Source organism: Sphingomonas floccifaciens, assembly GCF_042681125.1.
Taxonomy (GTDB): domain Bacteria; phylum Pseudomonadota; class Alphaproteobacteria; order Sphingomonadales; family Sphingomonadaceae; genus Sphingomonas; species Sphingomonas floccifaciens.
Map to the genome: position 1 here is coordinate 805462 of NZ_JBHUFC010000002.1, position 21761 is coordinate 827222.

Consider the following 21761-nt stretch of genomic DNA (forward strand, 5'->3'; position numbering starts at 1 on the left):
TTACCCGGTCGTCCGCAGGAGCGTGATCTTCGCCTTGCCGTGAACGCGCTCGGCCTCGACCGCAAAGCCGGCGACGTCGACGTCCTCGGTCTTGCCCGTCTCGATGCTGACCCAGGTCGCGGGCGTCGTCCATCCGAGCCTCGCCAGCTTGTCGAGCGCGACATTGCCCGCGCCGCTGGCATAGGGCGGGTCCATCAGGATCAGGTCGAGCGGCGCACGCGCAGGACCGAGGGCAAGGACGGAGCTTGCCCGAACCTCCGCGCCCTTCGCGCCGAGCTTGGCGATATTGGCCTTGAGTGCGTCGAGGGCGGCACGGTCCTGTTCGACGAACAGGCAGGACGCGGCGCCGCGCGACAGCGCTTCCAGGCCGAGCGCGCCTGACCCTGCGAACAGGTCGGCGATAGCAAGATCCTCGAAGCTGCCGACGCGGCTTGCGAGCATCGAGAACAACGCCTCGCGTGTGCGATCGGCGGTCGGGCGGGTGGCGTCACCCGCGGGGGCGGCGAGCGGGCGGCCGCGCCATTGTCCGGCGATGATCCTCATGCGCGTGGCTTCCGGGGCTTGCCGGGACGCGGCTTCGGCTTGGCCTTCGCCCAGCCGGCGCCGCGCTTCGGGCGCGGCTTGGGGGCAGCGGCATCACCGTCCGGTCGCGGGCTACGCGGGCGAGCGGTGGCGAGGTCGTCGCGGGTTTCACGGCCTTCATAGGCCTTCGCGGGGCGTTCGGCGCGCGCGGCGCGCGCGGCGCGCGCGGCGCGATCCGGGCGTTCCGGCCGGGTTCGGTCGCTCCTGCCGCCGTTACCGTGCTCTGGCGCAGACAGGGGCGTTGGCGTGCGCCGCCCGGTAGCGGCAGCGGCTCCGGCCTTCATTGGAGCACGGGTGGGTCTGGGGGCAGCGGCGACAGGCTCGTCGGCGCGGTTCTGGCGGGCCAGCGTCACGCGACGCTCCGCCGGCGGCTTGCGCTCCGCGCGCGGGGGCGGGGCATCCGCTTCCGGCTGTGGCGCGGGCTTTGGCTGTGGAACCCTGACCGCGACCGGGTTCGCGCGCGCCTCCTCGACAGCCTTCGCCTTGTTGCCCTTCAGGCTCGCGCGGAACTGGATGAGGTCGACCTGACGCACTTCGCCGATCCCGCCAACCGGCAGGTCGCCCAGCACGAACGGGCCGTAGCGGGTGCGGATCAGGCGGGAGACCTGGAGCCCGAGATATTCCAGCACGCGGCGGACTTCGCGGTTCTTGCCCTCGGTCAGCACCATCTCGACCCAGACGTTCGCACCGGTGCGGCGTTCGAGATTGGCGTCGATCGGGCCGTAGCGGACGCCGTCGAACTCGACGCCCTCGATCAACTCCTCCAGCTGCGCCTGGGTCACATCGCCATAGGCGCGGGCGCGATAGGAGCGCTCGACGCCGGTCGCCGGGAGTTCCAACTGACGCTTCAACTCGCCATCGGTCGTCAGCAGCAACAGCCCTTCGGTATTCAGGTCGAGGCGGCCGACCGGCATCAGCCGCGGCAGGTCGTTGGGCAGGACGTCGTAGATCGTCTTGCGGCCGTTATAGTCGACCGCCGCGGTCAGCGTGCCCGCCGGCTTGTTAAACAGGAACAGCCGGGCGGGGGACGCGTCCTTCACCGCTTCGCCATCGACGGTCACGCCGCGCAGCGACGTCAACAGCGTCGCGGGGGTGTCGACACGCACGCCGTCGATCGCGATCCGCCCCTCGGCGATCATCCGTTCGATCTCGCGCCGCGAGGCGACGCCAGCGCGCGCGAGGAGCTTGGCAATGCGCTGCTGCTCTTTTGGTCCTGAGTTCTGCACGGACCGGGCCTTAGCCGAGGTGGCGAGGGGTGACAAAAAAACTTTGCGACGCGACTCCACGTCGTGCGTTACGGCTTCGCAACCGTAGGCCCGACCGTATCGGGCAGAAATGAGGACCATGTTGTTCGCCAGGAAGGAACGCCGGATTACGCGCATCCTCCTCGTCGAGGACGAGCCGCTGGTGGCGTTCGATACCGAGCATTTCCTGAGCAGCGAGGGGTTCGAGATCGTCGGCACGTTCGACACCGTGGCCGACGCGTGCAGCGTGATTGACAGCGGAGCGGATATCCATCTGGTGCTGGTCGACGTGAACCTGTCGGACGGCAGCGGTGTCAGCGTGGCGCAGGCCGCGGCGGGACGCGGGATCAAGGTGGTGTTCGTGACCGGCAATTGTCCCGGCGACGCGCGCGCTCTGGCGGTCGGGTGCCTTGCCAAGCCCTATGCCCAGCGTGACCTGTTGACCGCGATCGGGGCGCTGGAGACGGTGATGGACGGAAAGGCGCCGAAGCGGTTGCCGTCGAGTTTCAGCCTCTTCGCGACGGTGGGCTAGGCTCAGCCAGCTGGCCGGATGGTCAGCGCAGCCGGCTTTCGACCTGATCGTGGAAGAGGCGGATGCCGTGTTCCAGTCCGCCTAGCGTCACTTTGTCCAGGGACCCGGACGCAAGGCCTTGCTGACACAGCGCCGCTGCGCGAAAATCCTCGCTGCCGAACACGCCGCCATCGAGCAACGTCCAGCTGCGCTCCCAATGCTCGCGCGCCTTGTCGGTCGCGGGGGCTTGGGGAATCAGCATGAAATTCTCGACGAACACGCGGTTTTCGGACTGCGGCATCAGGACCATCAGGTTGATATAGTCCGGGCTCGCGGCGAGCACGGTGCCGGGGAACATCTGGTATGTGAAGGTGATCGCGCCGCGCAGATCCGCCCAGTCGCGGCTCGTCAATGCAGCATCGTCCGCGGCGCGGCCGACCGCGGAGCGCTGGTGGATGCCGATCGTGTCGGCGGCAGCGACCCCGTCCTTGAAGAACTTGCCGATGGAGTCGGCATGGAGGCGGGAGAGGTGATAGCTCTCGAGGAAAGCGTCCATCACCAGCTTCCAGTTGGCGGGTACGTCGTGGGTCCGGCGGCGGAAGAGGTAATGGTTGGCGAGGTCGAAGGCGGCGAAATCCGGGGCCAGTGCCTCGGCCTCGGCGAAGTCGGCCGCTTCGTCGAAGGCGAACCAGATCAGGCCGCCGATCTCTCGTGCCGGTAGCTCCCGCAACGCGTAGGCGGCGCGATCGAGACCGGGAAAACTGTCGCCGCGGGGGACACCCGCCAGCCGCCCGTCAGTCGCATAGGCCCAGGCGTGGTATGGGCAGACGAGCCGCGGCGCCTTCACGCATTCATCACCCTCGACCAGCCGGGTGCCGCGGTGACGGCAGACGTTAAGGAAGACGTGGATATGCCCGTCCCGATCGCGCGTGATGAGCAGCGGCTTGCCGAAACCGTCGTGCGGGACCGCCATGTTACGCTCGGGCAACAGCGCGGAAGGCGCGATGACGAGGGGAATGCGCTCGAAGATCGCGCCGCGCTCCGCGACATGGCGGGCGGGGTCGGTATAGGCCGTCGCGTCGACGTAGACGATCGCGTCGCCACGGTCGCCGCCGGTCGCCAGTCGCGCGGCAAGGGCAAGCTGGCCCTCGGTCGGTGCGTTCACGCTTCCTCTCCCCGAATTTTCCGCTAGTTTCGCGCCTTTGTAGGGCGGGAGCAAGTATGGCGAGCGTAAGCGAGGCGGGCAGCAGGTGGGGAGGGTTACGTCCCTATTTCGAACGCGCCCCGCTCGCGACCTTCTTTCTCGGTATCTCGTCGGGATTGTGTTTCACGTTGATCGGGGCGACGCTGACCACGCGGCTCGCGCAGAGCAATATCGACAAGAAGACGATCACCGCCTTCACGCTCGCGTTCCTCGTCTACAATTTCAAGCCGTTGTGGGCGTGGATGGTCGATGGCATTCGATTGCCCATCCTCGGACGGCTCGGGCAGCGCGTATCCTGGATGATCTTCGCAGGCGTGTTGGTAATGGCCGCAGTCGCCAATCTCGCGCGAGTCGATCCGGGAACCCAGCTATGGGCGACAGTTACCGCAGCGATCATCGTCGGGGCAGCGGGCGCGACTTATGACATTGTCATCGACGCCTATCGTATCGAGATTTTGAAGCCATATCAGCTGGGCGTCGGGTCGGGCATGATCCAATATGGCTGGCGTGTCGGCTCCGTCCTGACCGGCGGCTTGGCCCTGGTGCTTGCGGCGCGTCTTGGTTGGAACATCTCCTATCTGATCTGCGCTCTCTTCGCGCTGCCGGCGATCGCCGTCGCGCTGCTGTTCGGGGAGCCCGACCGCCACCGTGAGCCGACCGGCCGGCGCGGGGCAGGGGAGATTTGGGCGTCGATCATCGGGCCGTTCGTCGAATTCTTCCGGCGTTCGGGTGCGTGGCTGCTCCTGCTCTTCATCCTGATCCACAAGATCGGTGATACGCTGGGGCAACTCGTCCTGCGCCTGCTGCTCGACGACCTGGGATTTACCAACGACGAAATCGCATTGTTCGACGTCGGCATCGGCTTCTGGGCCTATCTGATCGGCATATTCATCGGCGGCGCGCTGTATGCGCGTATGGGCCTGAAGCGGTCGGTACTCCTTAGCCTGACGTTGATGGCCGTTTCTAACGCTAGCTTCGCGATTCTGGCTAATGCCGGCCACAGCAATGCAATCCTGGCCGGCGCAATGACGTTCGAGAATATCGCAAGCGGGATCGGTAGCGTGACGGTGATCGCCTATTTCTCTGCCCTGTGCGACCTGCGTTTCACCGCCGCCCAGTACGCGCTTATCAGTTCTGCCGCGAGCATCGTGGGACGGTTCCTGAATGTAGCAGTGGCGAGCGATCTGGTCGATGCGTTCGGCTGGGCGGGCTTCTACTGGGTCACGACCATTGTCGCGCTGCCGGGTGTGCTCCTGTTTTGGTGGATGGCGCGAAGCGGCGTGATCGATCGATCGATCGGAACGGCTGGGACCGAAGGCGAGAGCGATGCCCGCGCCGGCGCGTCAGCCTAACGGCAGGCCACAGTCGGCGAAGGCCATCGCCAGCGCTGTCGCGGTTGCCAGCGGCCCGGTCGGGTCGCGCGTGGCGAGGAGGTCGGCGAGGAGCAGGCGCGCGGCGGCTTCGTTGTCGAGCGACTTGGCGACGACCGCGAGCAGCGCGCTCTCGCATCCGGTCATCCGGCTGCAGCACCACGGCGCGATCTGTAGCGGACGCTGCGCTGCGGACGACAGTTCGAGCATCAGCGTGCGCAGAAGAATGAGCGGCCGGCGGAAATCCTTGCCGAACGCGGTGATGAAAGCGTGCGCAGCAGCAGCATCATCGACTCCATGCGCACCCATCTGGCGGACAGCGAAGAGGAGCAAACGCGGGGCGGGGTCGTCCGGCTGACGCTGCGGCAGGATGGTGAAGCTTTGCGTTATGGACATGGGCGCGACTCTGGTTGCGGACGTCAGGCCGACATCCTCACCAGTGCGCTATTGATAGTCAATCGCAATAATGATCAGTCCGGCCATTCGTCGTTTTTCGCGAGCACTTCACCGGCGAGATAGAGCGAACCGAGCACGGCGACCGCCTGTGTCCCGGAGCGTGCGAGCGCATCGAAGGCGGTCGGAACGTCGGCTGCGGTGCCGCCCGATACACCCGACTCCGCAGCGATCGCAGCCAGTGATTCGGGAGCGTGATGGTCATGGCCCGGGATCGGAACGCCAGTCAGCGACCGCGCGAGCGGCAGGATCGGCGCCAGAAATCCCGCCGCATCCTTGTTGGCGAGCATACCGACGACGAGGTCGACCTTCGTGCCCGCCGCCATCAAGCCAAGTGTATCGGCGACCGCGCGGGCGGCAGGTTCGTTATGCCCGCCGTCGAGCCATACGGCCGTGCCGACAGGGAGGCGGGATACCAGCGGGCCGTCGGACAGGCGCTGCATCCGTGCAGGCCACCGGACGGAGGTGGCGGCAGCGCCGAGTGCAGCCGGAGAGACATGGATACGGTCCTGCGCGCGCAGCATGGCAATGGCGAGCGCGAGATTGGTGACCTGATGATCTCCGGCGAGCGTGGGCCAGAGGGTGACGATCATATTCCCATCCGCGGGGTAACGATGACGCGCGACGCGGGCGGCTGCCTCGGCAGTGTAGCTCCATGCCTGATCCTGGACTTGCAGGTCGGCGCAGGCCGCCAGCGCAACCTCGCGCACCGCGCGGTTGACGCTGTCGCTGTAGGAGAGGGTGACGAGAGGGCGGCCCGGCTTGGCGATCCCGGCCTTCTCTCGCGCGATGATCTCTGCTGTGTCGCCCAGGAAGGCTTGGTGATCGATCCCGAGCTGTGCGATCCCGCAGGCCGCGGGATCGTCGACGACGTTGGTCGCATCGAGCCGGCCGCCCAAGCCGACCTCGATCACGCAGGCGTCGGCCGGTGTTTCGGCGAAGGTCAGCAGGGCAGCAGCGGTCGAGACTTCGAAGAAACTCGCACCGATACCGTCCGCAACATCCAGCACCCGGGCGAGCAGGGGGGCGAGCGCGTCGTCCTCGATCAGCCGGCCGGCGACTCGGATGCGTTCGTTGAAGCGGACGAGGTGCGGGGACGTATAGGCGTGGACCACGTACCCGTCCGCCTCCAGCGCTGCGCGCAGGAAGGCGCAGGTCGATCCCTTACCGTTGGTCCCGGCGACGTGGAACACCGGCGGCAGGCGCGCTTCCGGATTGCCAAGGCGATCGAGCAACGCACGGATCCGCGACAGGCCGAGGACATCGGCACCGGGCGACAACATCGTCAGCCGATCGAGCTGGGCCTGGACGGCGGGGGAGGTGGAAGTGGCGTGGTCCATCGAACAACCGTTCGTGCTGAGCTTGGCGGGCAAGATGTCGCAGGCTTGTCGAAGTACGGCGCTTCGACAAGCTCAGCGCGAACGGAACGCTTACGCCGCCATCTTCGGGCCGGCGAGATAGTCGACCAGCTTACCCAGCGTTTCCTTCAGCTGGTGGCGATGGGTGACCATGTCGATCAGCCCGTGGTCGCGGTAATATTCGCTCGTCTGGAAGTCCTCGGGCAGCTTCTCGCGGATCGTGCTCTCGATGACCCGGCGGCCGGTGAAGGCCAACGTCGCATTGGGTTCCGCTATCTGGACGTCGCCCAGCATCGCATAGGCGGCCATCACCCCGCCCGACGTCGGATCGGTGAGGACGACGATATAGGGCAGGCCGGCGTCGTGCAGCATCTCGATCGCGACGGTCGAGCGCGGCATCTGCATCAGGCTGAGGATGCCCTCCTGCATCCGCGCGCCGCCACTGGCGGTGAAGACGATGTAAGGTGCCGATTCGCGGATCGCAGCTTCGCAGCCCGCGACGAAGGCTTCGCCGACGAACTGTCCCATCGATCCGCCCATGAAGGCGAAGTCCTGCACGCCGATGACCGCGCGGTGGCCGTCGATCGTGCCGACCGCGTTGAGATAGGCATCCTGCTCGCCCGTGTCGGCGCGAGCGGCCTTGAGGCGATCGGTATAGCGCTTCGAATCGCGGAACTTCAGCGGATCTTCGGCGACCTTGGGATTGGGAAGGACGGTCCAGCTGCCCGCGTCGAAGTGGTATTCGAACCGCAGGCGGCCGCCGATCCGCTCATGATGCTGGCATTTCGGGCAGACGTGCTGGTTCTCTTCCAGCTCCTTCACGAACACCATCTGCCCGCAGCCCTTGCACTTGTGCCAGAGGTTGTCGGGCGTCTCGCGCTTGGCGACGAAGGGGATCGCGTTACGGACGCGGTCGATCCAGCTCATGATGTGGCCTTGCTGATGGCGGTTTTGAGGGTGTCGATATAGGCGCGGACCGGCTTGGCCGCATCCGCGCCATGTTGCGCCACGAGGTCGACGATCGCGGAACCGACGACGACGCCGTCCGCCACGCGCGCGATCGCGGCAGCCTGTTCGGGGGTGCGGACGCCGAAGCCGACCGCGACAGGCACGTCCGTTGCCGCCTTCAGCCGAGCGACCGCATCCTCGATCGAGGATTGCGCGGCCTGCTGAAGACCCGTGATGCCGGCGACCGACACATAATAGAGGAACCCGCTCGCGCCATCGAGGACGGCGGGCAGGCGGGCCGTGTCGGTCGTCGGTGTCGCGAGGCGGATTGGGGCGATGCCCTTGGCGCGCAGCTCGGGGCCGAGCGCGTCGTCTTCCTCGGGCGGAATGTCGACGCAGATCACGCCATCGACGCCGGCATCGGCGCAGGCTTCGGCGAACCAGGCGGGGCCACGGCGGAGCATCGGGTTGGCATAGCCCATCAGGACCAGCGGCACGTCCGGATGCCGCGCGCGAAAACCCTTGGCGATCGACAGGATATCGGCGGTGGTCGTGCCGGCACCAAGGCTGCGGATATTCGCCGCCTGGATCGCGGGACCATCGGCCATCGGGTCGGTGAACGGCATGCCCAGCTCGACCACGTCCGCGCCCCCGGCGACGAGCGCGTCGAGGATGGCGGGCGTGGCAGCCGGCATCGGGTCGCCCGCGGTCACGAAGGTGACGAGTGCAGGACCGCGAGAGAAGGCGGAGGCGAGGCGGGTCAAATCGCCACTCCCAGCGCCTCGGCGACGGTGAAGATGTCCTTGTCCCCGCGACCGCACAGGTTCGCCAGGATCACCTGATCGCGATCCATCTCCCGCGCGCGCTTGGCGACGGCGGCGATGGCGTGGCTTGGCTCCAGCGCCGGAATGATGCCTTCGGTGCGGCACAGCAGCTGGAACGCATCGAGCGCTTCGGTGTCGGTCACGCTCGTATATTCGACGCGCCCGATGTCCTTCAGCCAGCTATGCTCCGGCCCGATGCCCGGATAGTCCAAGCCTGCCGAGATCGAATGCGCCTCGGCGATCTGGCCGTCGTCGTCCTGAAGCAGGTACGTCTTGTTGCCGTGGAGCACGCCCGGGAAGCCGCCGGCGAGGCTCGCGGCATGCTTGGCATCAAGCCCTTCGCCCGCCGCTTCGACGCCCAGCATCGCGACGTCGGCGTCGTCCAGAAATGGATGGAACAGCCCGATCGCATTCGACCCGCCGCCGATCGCCGCGACCAGCAGGTCGGGCAGGCGGCCGGTGCGGGCCAGCATCTGCGCGCGCGCCTCGCGACCGATCACGCTTTGGAAGTCGCGGACCAGCTCCGGGTAAGGATGCGGACCCGCGGCGGTGCCGATGATGTAGAACGTGTCGTGGACGTTGGCGACCCAGTCGCGCAGCGCCTCGTTCATCGCGTCCTTGAGCGTCGCGGCACCCGACTTCACCGGTCGGACCTCGGCGCCGAGCAGCTTCATGCGGAACACGTTCGGCGCCTGTCGCTCGACGTCCTTGGCGCCCATGAAGATCGTGCACGGCAGGCCGAAGCGCGCGCAGACGGTCGCGGTCGCCACACCGTGCTGGCCCGCGCCCGTCTCGGCGATGATCCGCGTCTTGCCCATGCGGCGGGCGAGCAGGATCTGGCCGACGCAATTATTGATCTTGTGCGCGCCGGTGTGGTTGAGCTCGTCGCGCTTGAACCAGACTTCGGCACCCTTGCCCTCGGGGGCGCCTTCGCGCAGCGCGTCGGTCAGCCGCGTCGCATAATAGAGCGGGCTAGGGCGGCCGACATAATGTTCGAGCAGATCGTCGAACTCGGCGGCGAACGCCGGATCGTCCTGCGCCGCGCGATATTCGCGCTCCAGGTCGAGGATCAGCGGCATCAGCGTCTCGGCGACGTAGCGGCCGCCATAGTCGCCGAAGTGGCCGCGCTCGTCGGGCTGCGCGCGAAAGGAATTGGGAGCGTTCATCCGGTAAGCCTTCGCTCAGGAAATCTGGCGGACCGCTTGAAGGAAGCGGGCGATCCTGTCCACATCCTTCACGCCGGGCGCGCTTTCGACACCGGACGAGACGTCGACCAAAGGCGCTCCCGTGCGGCGAGCCGCCGCGGCGACATTGTCGGGGTCGAGCCCGCCGGACAGCGCCCATGGCAACGGATGGCGATGCCCATCGAGCAGCGTCCAGTCGAACCGGACGCCCATGCCGCCGGGCAGGGCGGAACCCTCCGGCGTCTTCGCATCATAGACGATGCGGTCGGCCGCCCCAACGAAGCTCCGTGCGGCGGCAAGGTCGGCCGACGTCTTGATCGCCATCGCCGCCCAGACCTTTAGTCCGGTCCGGCGACGCAGGATCGCAGCACGGTCGGGGGAGACCTTGTGGAGTTGCAGGACGTCGAGACTGCCAGCGGCGATGCTCGCGTCGATCAGCGCGTCGTCGGGATCGACGAAGACGCCGACGATTCCGACATGGCCCGGCACCCGCGCCGCCAAACCCGCCGCGCGGTCGCGGTCGACGTGGCGCGGGCTCGGCGGGAAGAAGACGATTCCGACGTGACTCGCGCCGTGGCGGATCGCGGCGTCGAGCGTTTCGGGCGTCGAAAGCCCGCAGATCTTGGCGGTAACGGACATGGCGCGCGCCATGCCCCGTCGTTCAGGATGCGACAAGCGCCGTGAGCGGCTTTTCCAGCACGGTCATGAACAGCGGCGGGTCGAGCGGAATGGGAAAGTCCCGCCGCTCGCCGGTGACGTGGTAACCCCGACGCAGATAATATGCGATCAATTCGGTGCGACTATCGATCACGGTCATCTCGATACGATCGGCGTGGAAGGCGGCAACCGCCGTACGCTCGGCAGCGGCGATCAGACGCCGGCCAAGGCCACCAGCCTGAAGCGTTGGCTCGACACAGAGCTGGCCCAGATAGGCGAGTCCTCCGCCACGATCGGCGACGGCCACGCAACCGACCGGCCGCGCATCGATCCAGGCCGACAACAGGCGCTGGCGCGGATCGGCGACGATTTCGTCGAGCACGTCCGCCGTCGTCCGCGGGCCGGACAGCAGATCGGCCTCGTGCGTCCAACCGAGCCGCGCGGTATCGCCGCGGTAGGCGCGCTCTATAACGGCGTGAAGCGAGACCAGGTCACGCGTCGTAGTCCCGCGAATCGAAAGCGAATCCCGCATCACTGCGAGAATTTCACTCAACGCGGTGCCCTGCAATCGAAGTTACGGAATTACCGCCGAATCGGGTAGAACCGATCGCGCGGCTTCTTACCGCTCGCACGGTCCCAGCGACGACAGGACGAAGGCATAGTCGTTGCGCGCCGTCGCCGCGTCGAGCGGCTCCATCGCCGCAACGGAGCGGTCGGGCAGCGTGCGCGGCAGGCCGCAGGCAAGCCGATACCAGAGCAGAGTGTCGCGTGCCGGGGGTTGGGCGGCTTCATCGACGACTTCACTCAGCGCGACCGCCCAGCGGCGTTGCTCGCCCGGCCGGCGCAGGACCGACAGGGAAACCGGGCGACCATCGGCTGTGGTCAGGAAAATCTGCGTTTCGCCCTCGCCGGGCAGTGACCCGGGGACGTGGAAGGCATTGCCGATCGCGGTAATCTGCGCTGCGGCGTCGCTAGCAACCACCTCGCGAGCGATCCCGCGAATGCGCGCGTCGAGTTCTGCGGACCACGGCTGTTGACCGGTCGCGCCGATCAGCTGGATCTCGCCCGGCCGACCGGCGACAGGTCGCGCGAACAATAAGACGCGCGCCTTCTTCAATCGCGGCGGCTTGCCCCGAGCGTCGAGTGGCACATCGGCGAGATAGGACACGCGGACAGCAAGCTCCGCTGGCCCGCGAATCAGGGCACCGACGTCCGCGACGATATAATAGCGGACTAGGCCCGGCCGCAGGCCCGGCGACTCTTCCGGCTTCAGGCGCTGGGCCTCCCGGATGGTCGCGTCGATGAGGAGAGGTGCGGCAAGCACCTGATCCATTACTGTCACATAGGATGGCGTGACTTGCCCTGAAGGTGCCGCAATCTGGGCACTTCGCGACGGAAATGCGGCTAAAACCACGCTAGCGGCGAGGATGGCCGACGGAAGGTTAACACGTATCGACATGATCGAAAGCGATAGCCGTGCGCCCCTGAACGATACAGAAATAATTTTGTCCTTTCTCGTCCGCATGTTTCTTGCGCCCGACAAAGCGTTTGCGTCAGGGGAACCATGTGATAGAGCCACATGGCCCTGTCGCGCGATGGCATAACATGTGCGGCAGAAGGTGGGCAGTGGCAGAGGACGCGACATACCGTGTGGACGCCGCCGCTTGCCTCAGTCAGTCATGAGGGAGTTTCGTAGCTGAATGGCCTACGCTGACAAGAATATGAGCGGGAGCAGGGTGGTGGCGCTTGTCATCGTCGCCCTGATTCACGCCGTGATAGGCTACGCCTTTGTGACGGGCCTCGCCTATCAGTATATCAAGAAGACCCAGGAACAGCTGACGACGTTCGAGGTCGAGGAACCACCACCCCCGCCGGAGGAGGTGCCTCCACCTCCGCCGCCGCCGGACCAGCCGTCGACGCCGCCGCCGCCGGTTCTCGTCACCCCGCCGCCGATCGTTCAGACGGTCGCACCGCCGGTCGTGATGCAGGCCCAGACGACGCCGCCGCCGTCTTACACGGCGCCGCCCCCGGCACCGCCGGCTCCCCCTGCGCCGCCGGCACCGCCCGCGCCGCCGGCTCCGCCGCGGATCAGCCAGAAGGCCGGTCTGAAGGGTAACCCGGGCCAGTTCTTTGGTTCGGACAATTATCCTCCGACTGCGCGCCGAGAAGGTGCGGAAGGTCGCGTGGTTGCCGCGCTGACTGTCGGTGTGGACGGCCGGGTGACGGATTGCCGCGTGACTTCGTCGAGCGGTAACCGTGATCTGGATGACACGACTTGCCGGATCGCTCGCAGTCGCGTCCGATTCACCCCGGCAAAAGACGACGCCGGCAACCCGATTGCGTCGACCTTTACTCTGCCGGTGAAATGGCAGTTGGAACAGTAACGGGGAGGTCGACGCCTTATGCGTCGGCCGTCTCTGATCGATTTCGAACCAAGATACGCTTTTCTCAAAGGACCAACCGAGCATGATCACCACCATTCTCGCCGCGGCAACCAACGGCGCGGCAGCGGGCGAAAACCCGTACGGCCTGTGGGCGGCACTGGAACAGGGCGGCACGATCGCCTGGACCGTGTTCCTCATCCTCTGCGCCTTCTCGATCGTTTCGTTCTACATCATGTTCACGAAGCTGTTCGAGCAGCAGAAGGTCATCAACCAGGCCAAGCGCGTGCGCACCGGCTTCTGGACCTCGAACTCGCTGCGCGAAGGTGCCGCCAAACTCGAGAAGAACTCGGCCTATCGCCAGATCGTCGACGACGGCATCCAGGCGCAGGACCAGCACGCCAAGCTGACCGATCCGGTCGAGGCGCATGACTGGCTGCACGGCTCGCTCGCCCGCTCGGAAGCGGCGATCAACGCGAAGCTCGGCACCGGCCTGGCCTTCCTCGCGACCGTCGGCGCGACCGCGCCGTTCATCGGTCTGTTCGGTACGGTTATCGGCATCTACCGCGCGCTCATCAAGATCGGCGCTGCCGGTCAGGCGTCGATCGACGCGGTCGCCGGTCCGGTCGGTGAGGCTCTCATCATGACCGCACTGGGTCTGGCCGTCGCGGTTCCGGCCGTGCTCGCCTACAACTGGCTGCAGCGTCGCAACAAGTCGATCGCGGAAGACCTGTCGGCCTTCTCGAACGACGTGCTCGGCTTCCTGGCCTCGAACGGCGCCGTCCGTCCGGCGCTGGCATCGAAGACCGCTCCGGTGACCAAGCCGGCCGCTCCGGCGAAGCCCGCTGCGACGACGACCGCCGGTCAGACCGGTGGCGTGCAGACCAAGGCGTAACTGGTTTTCGGGACTGCGCGTCCGTTGACGCGCGGTCCCGGACCAAACCCGAACGGTTCTTCAGGGAGCCGCAAAGGGCCAGTAGAGAATAGGAAAAGCTCGCAATGGCGATGAGTTCAGGTGGTGGCGACGAGTCCACCCCCATGTCGGACATCAACACGACGCCGCTCGTCGACGTCATGCTGGTGCTCCTCATCATCTTCCTGATCGCGGTTCCGGTCGTGGTCCAGTCGATCCCGCTGACGCTGCCGAAGGTCGCGTATGAAGTGACGACGACGAAGCCCGAGAATGTGTTGCTGTCGGTCACCGGGAACGGCGAATCGTGCCAGGTCGTCTGGGGCATGACCCCGGTCACCAGCCAGGAACTTCTCGACCGCGGCGTCGCGAAGCTGAAGGGCGTGGTCGATCGTCTGGGTGCGAACATCAAGCCCGACGACATCCCCGAAGTGCATATCCGTGGTGACGTGAACACCCCGTATCGCTGCATCGGCGGCGCGGTCTACACGATGCAGTCGGCAGGCTATGCCAAGGTCGGCTTCATCTCCGAACCGCCGGCCGGCACCGGCGGCGTCCGCCAGTAACCCGCACGCGACCAGTCTAGGAGTATTTTGATATGGCTATGAGCGGCGGCAAGGACGACGGCGAGCCGATGATGGAAATGAACACGACGCCGTTGATCGACGTCATGCTCGTGCTCCTCATCATGTTCATCATCACGATCCCGATCCAGACGCATGCGGTGAAGGTCGACCTCCCGCAGAATGACAACAGGCCACAGAACGTCATCCAGTCCGAAAAGAACACGCTGACGATCGATCCGCAGGGCCAGTCTTACTGGAACGGTTCGCCGATCGACGACGTGACGCTGCGCCAGTATCTCGACCGCACGGTCGTGATGGCGCCGCAGCCGGAACTTCACTTCCGGCCCGATCCGCAGGCGCGGTACGAGAAGGTCGACCAGGTCCTGGCGATCATCAAGCGTGCCAACGTCAGCAAGCTCGGCTTCGTCGGCAACGAACAATATCGCGCCGCCTTCTGATCCTTCGGATCCGGTTGCGACACGATCAGGGGTGGCTTCGGCCGCCCCTTTTTTTGTGTTCGCGGGACAAGATCGATGGTCCCAAGGTGACTGTCATGGAAATGCAATAAACGCACTTGCCCGCCAGAAACAAAAGTGACACTCATTCGTCATAAAAGAGTAACATTATGACGGAGGATGGGATGACCAAGCGGTTCGCTCTTGCAGCAGTGGCAGCAGCCATCGTCGCGACGCCGGCGATGGCTCAGGACGGCGCGGTCCGCGTCGCGCACGCCGCGATTGTCGGCGGCGACTATTCCAAAGCCGAACGGGTGCTCCTCGCCGAACGTCAGATTTATCCGGGCAGCGCCGAGGTGCTGGTCAACCTGGCGGCCGTCTATACTGCGACGGGACGTCCGATGCAGGCCGCGACGCTCTATCGTCAATTGCTCGACCGCGAGGCGGTCCTGCTCGATCGTAATGATGCGAGCGTCGTATCATCGCATCAGATCGCGCAGGCCGGACTGAGCCGTATCAATTCAGTGCAGATGGCGACCCGCTGAGGTTGCGAACCGTCAGACGAGGCTGAGTTCATTTGAACACAGGGGATGGCAACTCGGGTTGCCATCCTTTTTTCATGCCATGCCGCCGCCCGGCTTCGCGAAGGAATATTAGGATTGCTGGCCATTGATCTTGGGCCGGCGCGAAAGCGCGGTTCGGACCAGCAGGGCAGGGGAGCATCCGTACAGCGGCTGCATGGGGCGATATTTAATTCTCGCCCAACATGACCGAGCTCGTCGATAGAAGCCTGGGAGCAGCCGAGCCTTGCGCCAATGACGGCGAAAGACAACAACATGCAACGAGCTTGGTCGGCTGTTCCATGATCATAACCGATGCGGATCCGCATTTGCCGAGGGTCGACGAATAACGTCGCGAGGCGGCGGTGTGGATAGACGCCCGCTCGCCAAGGTAGAGCGTGACTGAGCGACGAGAGGCAAGCGATCGTGACGAATCGCAGCGCCAGAGAAGGTAATTCGTCGAGCGTTAAGCATCGTCATGACCTGTCAAAGGTCCGAGTGTCGACGGGCGTTCGCGTTCCGGCTGCTAAAGCGTGATCCAGCCAAGCTGAACCATCCTGTGCTCCGACGGGCCGGAGCCTTGGCAATCGAAGCCCTGACGCCCGCCAACGCTCAGGCCTTCGCCCGCAGTACGCCTGTGCATCAAACTTGGGCTGATCGACATTCAGGTCGGACCGAGCCGAAAATGGTGGTTTTGCGGAACCCGGAGCGCAGCGTACTCAAGGTACGCGAGCACCGGAAGCACGGGATACCGCCATTTGCAGGCCGGTATGGGCAGAATGTCGATCGGCCCTAGATGGATCAGACCCTAAACGCTTCGGCCCGCGCCAGAGCAGCCGATATGTCAGCTTAGCGGTATCAAGCGCTGGCGGAGAAGTTCAGGTTGCATGTTGTCAGCCATAGGCCACCCACAAGTTGCGCAATGATGCCAGTCAGCGACCGCGGGACTTGATCCGGTCAGCCCGTCAGCGACCTACAGTCGCGGCAAGGTCACGCCGCGCTGACCCATATATTTCCCGGCGCGATCGGCGTAGCTTGTTTCGCAGGGCTGATCGCCCTTCAGGAACAGGAACTGGCATGCGCCCTCGTTGGCGTAGATCTTCGCCGGCAGCGGCGTCGTGTTCGAGAATTCGAGCGTGACATGCCCCTCCCACTCGGGTTCGAGCGGGGTCACGTTCACGATGATGCCGCACCGCGCATAGGTCGACTTGCCGAGACAGATGACCAGCACGTCGCGCGGAACACGAAAATACTCGACCGTGCGGGCAAGCGCGAAGCTGTTCGGCGGGATGACGCACACGTCGGTCTTGCGGTCGACGAAGCTGTTCGCCGCAAAATCCTTCGGATCGACGACGGCCGAATCAACGTTCGTAAAGATCTTGAATTCATCGGCCACGCGCGCGTCATATCCGTAGGACGACAGGCCATAGCTGATGCAGCCTTCGCGGCGCTGCGCCTCCACGAACGGCTCGATCATGCCGTGAGTGGTGGCCTGTTCGCGAATCCAGCGGTCGGAGAGGATCATGCCGCCGTCATCGCGGCCCCCGCCGGGAAGTGCAAGCGCGAGATTGGGCTTGCCTCAGGTTAGGCGTGGGCGCAGCTTGTCGTCGGGTCATGACGTCAGGGGATTATCATGCGATCGTCGATATATGCGGTGATGTTTGGATTGGCGGCCCCCGCGGCAGCACAAACCGCGCCGCAGCGCCCGGCCCCGCCACCGGTCAAACCCGTGACCGAGACGTATTTCGGAACCGAAGTCGTCGACGACTATAGGTATATGGAGACGAAGGACGACCCGGTAGCGGTGCCGTGGATCCGTTCGGAAGGGCGATACACGCGGGCCTTGTTCGACGGCGTCGCGCCGCGTGCCGAAGTGGCCAAAGCGATCGCCGCATCGACCGGATCATATACCGCGACACGCGATTATCGCCGCTTCGGCGCCCGCGAGTTCTGGATCGAGCGCGCCGCCGGTTCGGACAATTTCGACGTGATGGTCCGGGAGGGCGGCGCGACTCGCAAACTGATCGACATCGCCGCCCTGCGTGCCGCGCGCGGCGGCGCGCCGATGGCGATCAACTATTACATGCCCTCACCTAACGGGAGCCGCGTCGCGGTGGGCATCTCGGAAGGCGGATCGGAACGCGCCGTCCTGACGGTCTATGACGCGGCGACCGGAAAGGCGGCGAGCCCCGCGCTCGAGCGTGTTCAATGGGGGCCACCGATCTGGTCGAGCGACGGGCGGCTACTCTACCTCAACCGCCTGGCCGAGCCGCCCGCTGGCGCCCCGCCGAGTGCGCGTTATCTGAACAGCAGCGCCGTCGCGTGGGACATGAAGGGTGAGCCGGCCGAGCTGTTCGGAGGCGCCGTGCGCGAAGCCGTCATTCCGGTTCGCCCGGAGCAGGCCGCAGTCGTCAATGTCGTTCCCGGGGCTTCGACCCTGCACGGGCTTGTCATCAACGGCGTGCAGAACGAGGCAGAGCTCTGGCTTGCGCCGACAGGTACGGCACTGACGTTGACGACGCCGTGGAAGAAGGCGTTCAGCTATGATGCCGGCATTACCTGGATCGAGCAGCGCGAGCGCACACTCTACCTGCTGTCGCACAAGGATGCGCCGACTTTCCAGGTACTGGCGCTCGAGGCGGGGCAGCCGCTGTCGACCGCAAAGACTCTGGTGAAGGCAGAACCCGGTCGACTGATCGAGACGATACGTGCCGCATCCGATGGTTTGTATGTCATTGCGCGCGAGGGGCTGCATTCGCGGCTGTTCCGGGTTGGTCCTTCGGGCACGCTCGAGCCGATCGCGCTGCCGGCCAAGGGTTCAATCGATGGGAGCAGCAGCTTTTCCGATCCGACTAAGCCGGGCATCACCGTCCTGTTCGACAATTGGGCGACGCCGCCGACATGGCTGCGATTTGATCCGGCCAAGCGGGTAATGGCGAGCGTCGGGATCGGCAGCGTCCCGGTGAGCTTCGATCCGAAGCGCTACGTCGTCAGCGACCTGACCGCGACCGCAAGGGACGGGGTGAAGGTGCCGTTGAGTGTCGTTCGGGCGGCCGGACACAGCCGGCCAGGGCCGCTGCTGCTCAACGCCTATGGCAGCTATGGCGTATCGAACTTTCCATATTTTTCTCCACGCACGACTGCGCTGGTGGATCAGGGCATCGACTTCGCGATGTGCCATGTCCGCGGCGGCGGGGAATTGGGCGAGGCGTGGCGACTGGGCGGCAAGGACGCGAATAAATCCAACACCTGGCGTGACCTGATCGCGTGCGCCGAGACGGCAATCGCTCAGGGGCTGACGACGCCCGACCAGCTGTTCATCACCGGCGGTTCGGCCGGCGGCATTCCGATGGGCATGGCGCCGATGGAGCGGCCCGACCTGTTCGCCGGCGTCATCGACCAGGTACCGATGGCGAGCGCGCTGCGAGCGGAGTACCAGACCAATGGCCCCGCGAACATCGTCGAGTTCGGGACGGTGAAGGACGCACAGGGCTTCCGCAATCTGCTGGCGATGGACGGATATCAACATGTGAAGACGGGCGTGGCCTATCCGCCTTACCTGATCACCACGGGGCTCAACGATCCGCGTGTCGACAGCTGGCAACCGGGCAAGCTGGCGGCGAAGATGCGGGCGGCCAATCCGAAGAATGTCGTGCTGCTGCGGGTCGACGAAGATGGCGGGCATGGCATCGGATCGACCAAGGCACAGACCGATTCGCTCTATGCCGACATCGTGACCTTCATCAATTGGCGACTGGGGAAGCCGGGGTGGACGCTCGCGTATTGACGGCGCGGTCCTGAACGGGGCGCCGATGGTGGTTCGGGCTGCGGGTGTCGAAGTCCTGCCGCCGCCTGCGTCCTAAAGGCACGGAGAGCAGGCTTCAGCACGATCGGCGGAGGAAGCGGTTAGACTTCAGGCAATCCCCAGATCAGCCGGCCCGAACGCGTCCGGTAGCAGTTCCGACAGCGTGTAACGGCGGACGGCATCGCCCTCCGCCGCGCCGCACAGGACGGGCAGGTCCCGCCGGCTCATCTGGGCGGCTTCGTTGATGACCTGGCGGCAACGACCACAGGGGGAAACGGGGCCGGTGCCGGTCGGGCGGCCGTCGGCATCCATCGCACCGCCGATCACCGCGATCGCGGCGACCTCGCGCAGACGGCCCTGCGCGCTGATCGTCGCCAGCGCGACCGTCTCCGCACAGAGCGACAGACCGTAGCTGGCGTTCTCGAAATTCGCGCCGGTAACTACCGAGCTGTCGGTCATAAGTACCGCTGCGCCGACCGCGAAACGCGAATAGGGGGCGTGGGCGTGCAGCGCAGCCGCGCGGGCCGCGGCAATCAAGCCGGTTTCATCGACGGTCGTATCGTCCACTTGTCATCCCTTGATATGGAGCACGCAGATCAGCGTGAAGAGCCGGCGCGCGGTGTCGAAATCGACCGCGACCTTGCCGTCGAGCCGTTCGATCAGCAGTTCGGCGGCCTGGTTGTGGATACCGCGCCGCGCCATGTCGATCGTCTCGATCTGTTGCGGCGTCGACGCGCGGATCGCCTGATAATAGCTGTCGCAGATCGCGAAATAGTCGCGGATCGGGCGGCGGAACCGGCCGAGGGCGAGGATCAGCGTTTCGAGATGCGATCCGTCCTCGCGGTGGATGGCGAGGCCCAGGCGACCGTCTTCGACACTCAGCTTGATGCGATAGGGCCCGGCGTAGCCGTCCGCATGCGTCCGTTGCGGCGCGAAGCTGTTGTCTTCCAGTAGATCGAAGATGGCGATGCGGCGTTCCTGCTCGACATCTGCCGAGCGCCACAGGATGGTGCGCTCGTCCAGTTCGACATCGATGATCCGCGGATCGGCCATTGCCGCAACGGCTTAACCTATTGGCGCGCGGGATCAACGCACCGCGTTTCCCGTTATCCACATCGATCCGCAGTTGTCGGATAGGCGCCGGGGTGGGAGAGGGGGGGATGGCCACCCAGATTCGCCCCGTCGACCCGCCCGAAACAAAGCAGCTGCCCCAGAATCTGGAGGCGGAGAGCGCGCTGCTCGGTGCGATGATGATCGACAACCGGCTGGCCGACGACATTCTCGACCGGATCGAGCCCGAGCATTTCTTCAATCCGCTCCACGGTCGCATCTTCTCCGCGATCCGTTCGCTGCGCCAGAACGACATGCTGGCGACCCCGGTCACGCTACGCCCGATGTTCGACAGCGACGAGGGGATGAAGGCCGAGGGCGGCCCGGCCTATCTCGCGCAGATGACCGCGAGCAGCGCCAGCCTGATCGGCGCCAAGCAGTTCGCGCAGCAGATCTATGATCTCGCGATGCTCCGCGCGCTGGTGACGGTCGGCCGGACATTGGTCGACCGAGCAATGGACACCTCCGAAGAGGTCAATCCGCGCGTGCAGATCGAGGCGGCGGAGGAACTGCTGTTCAACGTCGCCGCCGATGGCGGCAGCGCGAATTCGGTCAAGACATTCGCTCAGGCGACGACCGAGGCTGTGCGGCTCGCCGAGAAGGCACTGAATGCGGGCGGCGGCTTGTCGGGTGTCACGACCGGTCTGAACTCGATCAATGCGAAGATCGGTGGTCTGCACCACAGCGATCTCATCATCCTCGCCGGGCGACCGGGCATGGGCAAGACGTCGCTCGCGACCAACATCGCGTTCAATGCGGCGAAGCGCTGGATGGACGACATGCGGCTCGGCATTCCCCCCGAGAAGTCGGTGGGGGCGAAGGTCGCGTTCTTCAGCCTGGAAATGTCGGCCGACCAGCTGGCGACGCGTGTGTTGGCGGAGGCATCACGGATCAGTTCCGAATCGCTGCGTATGGGCAAGATCAGCAAGGCGGAGTTCGCGCAGCTGGCCGCGGCGGCGGCGGACCTCGAAAACCTGCCGCTGTTCATTGACGATACCGCAGGTCTGTCGATCAGCGGCTTGCACACCCGCGTACGGCGATTGCAGCGACGACAGAACAACCAGCTAGGCCTGGTCGTGGTCGATTATCTTCAGCTGCTGTCGGGGTCGGCCAAGTCGTCGAGCGACGGGCGCGTACAGGAAATCTCGGAAATCAGCCGTGGCCTGAAGACGCTGGCAAAGGATCTGAACGTCCCCGTCATCGCGCTCTCGCAGCTGAGCCGTGCGGTCGAACAGCGCGAGGACAAGCGGCCGATGCTCTCCGACCTTCGCGAGTCGGGATCGATCGAGCAGGACGCCGACATGGTGTGGTTCGTCTACCGCGAGGATTATTATCTCGCTGCGCGCGAGCCGAAGATCCCGACCGATGGCGACGACAGCCGCGTCTTCGACGATCACGCAGCCTGGGCGATGCAGATGGACCGCGTGCACGGCCTCGCCGAACTGATCGTCGCCAAACAGCGTCACGGCGCGACGGGCAAGGTTACGATGCGGTTCGAGTCGAACATCACCCGGTTCAGCGACTATGCGGGTGAAACGCCGTTCGGGGACAGCGACGAGTGAAGTTAGTCCGCACCTGACGAACCGTGCTCCGGCGCAGGCCGGAGCCTTGGCAGTCGACGGACTTTCGCCCGCCAGCG

At 65.5% G+C, this 21761-nt stretch carries 23 protein-coding genes; 9 read left to right on the plus strand and 14 right to left on the minus strand.

Annotation, left to right across the window (positions count from 1 at the left end):
* The gene (rsmD, locus tag ACFSC3_RS06590; protein WP_380939588.1) at positions 1 to 543 is read right to left on the minus strand and encodes a 16S rRNA (guanine(966)-N(2))-methyltransferase RsmD; all 543 of its coding nucleotides are present in this window, start codon (positions 541 to 543) and stop codon (positions 1 to 3) included.
* A complete protein-coding gene (locus ACFSC3_RS06595; protein WP_380939589.1) occupies positions 540 to 1808 on the minus strand; it encodes a pseudouridine synthase in 1269 nt (422 codons plus the stop codon). The genes rsmD and ACFSC3_RS06595 overlap by 4 nt, the downstream gene beginning before the upstream one ends.
* A 118-nt stretch (positions 1809 to 1926) precedes the next feature.
* Between ACFSC3_RS06595 and ACFSC3_RS06600 the strand changes: the two genes are divergently transcribed.
* The gene (locus ACFSC3_RS06600) at positions 1927 to 2358 is read left to right on the plus strand and encodes a response regulator (RefSeq protein WP_380939686.1); all 432 of its coding nucleotides are present in this window, start codon (positions 1927 to 1929) and stop codon (positions 2356 to 2358) included.
* 22 nt (positions 2359 to 2380) lie between these two features.
* Here ACFSC3_RS06600 and ACFSC3_RS06605 read toward each other — a convergent pair whose 3' ends face one another.
* Positions 2381 to 3502: an aromatic ring-hydroxylating oxygenase subunit alpha gene (locus ACFSC3_RS06605; RefSeq protein ID WP_380939590.1), complete on the minus strand. Its 1122-nt coding sequence runs from the start codon at positions 3500 to 3502 to the stop codon at positions 2381 to 2383.
* Positions 3503 to 3558: 56 nt separating this feature from the next.
* Here ACFSC3_RS06605 and ACFSC3_RS06610 point away from each other — a divergent pair, with 56 nt between their 5' ends.
* Positions 3559 to 4893: an AmpG family muropeptide MFS transporter gene (locus ACFSC3_RS06610; protein WP_380939591.1), complete on the plus strand. Its 1335-nt coding sequence runs from the start codon at positions 3559 to 3561 to the stop codon at positions 4891 to 4893.
* On the opposite strand, the gene ACFSC3_RS06615 is transcribed toward ACFSC3_RS06610, so the two are convergent.
* The 8 genes from ACFSC3_RS06615 to ACFSC3_RS06650 all read right to left on the minus strand — a co-directional run bounded on the left by ACFSC3_RS06615 (position 4885) and on the right by ACFSC3_RS06650 (position 11668).
* Positions 4885 to 5307 carry a DUF6628 family protein gene (locus ACFSC3_RS06615; protein WP_380939592.1) on the minus strand — a complete coding sequence of 141 codons (423 nt, stop codon included), beginning with the start codon at positions 5305 to 5307 and terminating at the stop codon, positions 4885 to 4887. The two genes, ACFSC3_RS06610 and ACFSC3_RS06615, sit on opposite strands and share 9 nt — an antisense overlap.
* Positions 5308 to 5381: 74 nt before the next feature.
* The gene (locus ACFSC3_RS06620) at positions 5382 to 6704 is read right to left on the minus strand and encodes a bifunctional folylpolyglutamate synthase/dihydrofolate synthase (RefSeq protein ID WP_380939593.1); all 1323 of its coding nucleotides are present in this window, start codon (positions 6702 to 6704) and stop codon (positions 5382 to 5384) included.
* Positions 6705 to 6794: 90 nt separating this feature from the next.
* Positions 6795 to 7649 carry an acetyl-CoA carboxylase, carboxyltransferase subunit beta gene (gene accD / locus ACFSC3_RS06625; RefSeq protein WP_380939594.1) on the minus strand — a complete coding sequence of 285 codons (855 nt, stop codon included), beginning with the start codon at positions 7647 to 7649 and terminating at the stop codon, positions 6795 to 6797.
* Positions 7646 to 8434, minus strand: coding sequence for a tryptophan synthase subunit alpha (gene trpA, locus ACFSC3_RS06630; protein ID WP_380939595.1), 789 nt, complete (start codon positions 8432 to 8434; stop codon positions 7646 to 7648). The genes accD and trpA overlap by 4 nt, the downstream gene beginning before the upstream one ends.
* Positions 8431 to 9660, minus strand: a complete 1230-nt coding sequence (gene trpB, locus ACFSC3_RS06635; RefSeq protein ID WP_380939596.1) for a tryptophan synthase subunit beta — start codon at positions 9658 to 9660, stop codon at positions 8431 to 8433. Before trpB ends, trpA begins: the two co-directional genes overlap by 4 nt.
* Before the next feature lie 15 nt (positions 9661 to 9675).
* Complete coding sequence (locus tag ACFSC3_RS06640; protein WP_380939597.1) at positions 9676 to 10317, minus strand: phosphoribosylanthranilate isomerase; 642 nt, start codon at positions 10315 to 10317, stop codon at positions 9676 to 9678.
* A gap of 22 nt (positions 10318 to 10339) precedes the next feature.
* Positions 10340 to 10867: a GNAT family N-acetyltransferase gene (locus tag ACFSC3_RS06645; protein ID WP_380939598.1), complete on the minus strand. Its 528-nt coding sequence runs from the start codon at positions 10865 to 10867 to the stop codon at positions 10340 to 10342.
* 87 nt (positions 10868 to 10954) lie between these two features.
* The gene (locus tag ACFSC3_RS06650) at positions 10955 to 11668 is read right to left on the minus strand and encodes a hypothetical protein (RefSeq protein WP_380939599.1); all 714 of its coding nucleotides are present in this window, start codon (positions 11666 to 11668) and stop codon (positions 10955 to 10957) included.
* A gap of 367 nt (positions 11669 to 12035) precedes the next feature.
* Between ACFSC3_RS06650 and ACFSC3_RS06655 the strand changes: the two genes are divergently transcribed.
* The 5 genes from ACFSC3_RS06655 (at position 12036) to ACFSC3_RS06675 (ending at position 15192) form a co-directional block, all read left to right on the plus strand.
* On the plus strand, positions 12036 to 12719 hold the full coding sequence (locus ACFSC3_RS06655; RefSeq protein WP_380939600.1) for an energy transducer TonB: 684 nt from the start codon (positions 12036 to 12038) through the stop codon (positions 12717 to 12719).
* Between the two features lie 82 nt (positions 12720 to 12801).
* A complete protein-coding gene (locus tag ACFSC3_RS06660; RefSeq protein WP_380939601.1) occupies positions 12802 to 13611 on the plus strand; it encodes a MotA/TolQ/ExbB proton channel family protein in 810 nt (269 codons plus the stop codon).
* Between the two features lie 104 nt (positions 13612 to 13715).
* The gene (locus ACFSC3_RS06665) at positions 13716 to 14192 is read left to right on the plus strand and encodes an ExbD/TolR family protein (protein WP_380939602.1); all 477 of its coding nucleotides are present in this window, start codon (positions 13716 to 13718) and stop codon (positions 14190 to 14192) included.
* 32 nt (positions 14193 to 14224) lie between these two features.
* A complete protein-coding gene (locus ACFSC3_RS06670; RefSeq protein WP_380939603.1) occupies positions 14225 to 14650 on the plus strand; it encodes an ExbD/TolR family protein in 426 nt (141 codons plus the stop codon).
* 182 nt (positions 14651 to 14832) lie between these two features.
* Positions 14833 to 15192, plus strand: coding sequence for a tetratricopeptide repeat protein (locus ACFSC3_RS06675; RefSeq protein WP_380939604.1), 360 nt, complete (start codon positions 14833 to 14835; stop codon positions 15190 to 15192).
* A 988-nt stretch (positions 15193 to 16180) separates the two neighbouring features.
* Here the strand turns inward: ACFSC3_RS06675 and dcd are convergent.
* Complete coding sequence (dcd, locus tag ACFSC3_RS06680) at positions 16181 to 16732, minus strand: dCTP deaminase (protein WP_380939605.1); 552 nt, start codon at positions 16730 to 16732, stop codon at positions 16181 to 16183.
* A gap of 204 nt (positions 16733 to 16936) precedes the next feature.
* Between dcd and ACFSC3_RS06685 the strand changes: the two genes are divergently transcribed.
* Entirely contained in the window at positions 16937 to 18994 is a 2058-nt protein-coding gene (locus ACFSC3_RS06685; RefSeq protein ID WP_380939606.1) for a prolyl oligopeptidase family serine peptidase, read from the plus strand.
* Positions 18995 to 19120: 126 nt separating this feature from the next.
* Here ACFSC3_RS06685 and ACFSC3_RS06690 read toward each other — a convergent pair whose 3' ends face one another.
* Positions 19121 to 19579: a cytidine deaminase gene (locus ACFSC3_RS06690; RefSeq protein WP_380939607.1), complete on the minus strand. Its 459-nt coding sequence runs from the start codon at positions 19577 to 19579 to the stop codon at positions 19121 to 19123.
* Between the two features lie 3 nt (positions 19580 to 19582).
* Positions 19583 to 20065 (minus strand): UPF0262 family protein, encoded by a 483-nt coding sequence (locus tag ACFSC3_RS06695; protein WP_380939608.1) that lies wholly within the window; start codon positions 20063 to 20065, stop codon positions 19583 to 19585.
* A 107-nt stretch (positions 20066 to 20172) separates the two neighbouring features.
* On the opposite strand from ACFSC3_RS06695, the gene ACFSC3_RS06700 reads away from it, so the two are divergent.
* Positions 20173 to 21684 (plus strand): replicative DNA helicase, encoded by a 1512-nt coding sequence (locus tag ACFSC3_RS06700; protein WP_380939609.1) that lies wholly within the window; start codon positions 20173 to 20175, stop codon positions 21682 to 21684.
* Positions 21685 to 21761 lie beyond the last annotated feature (77 nt).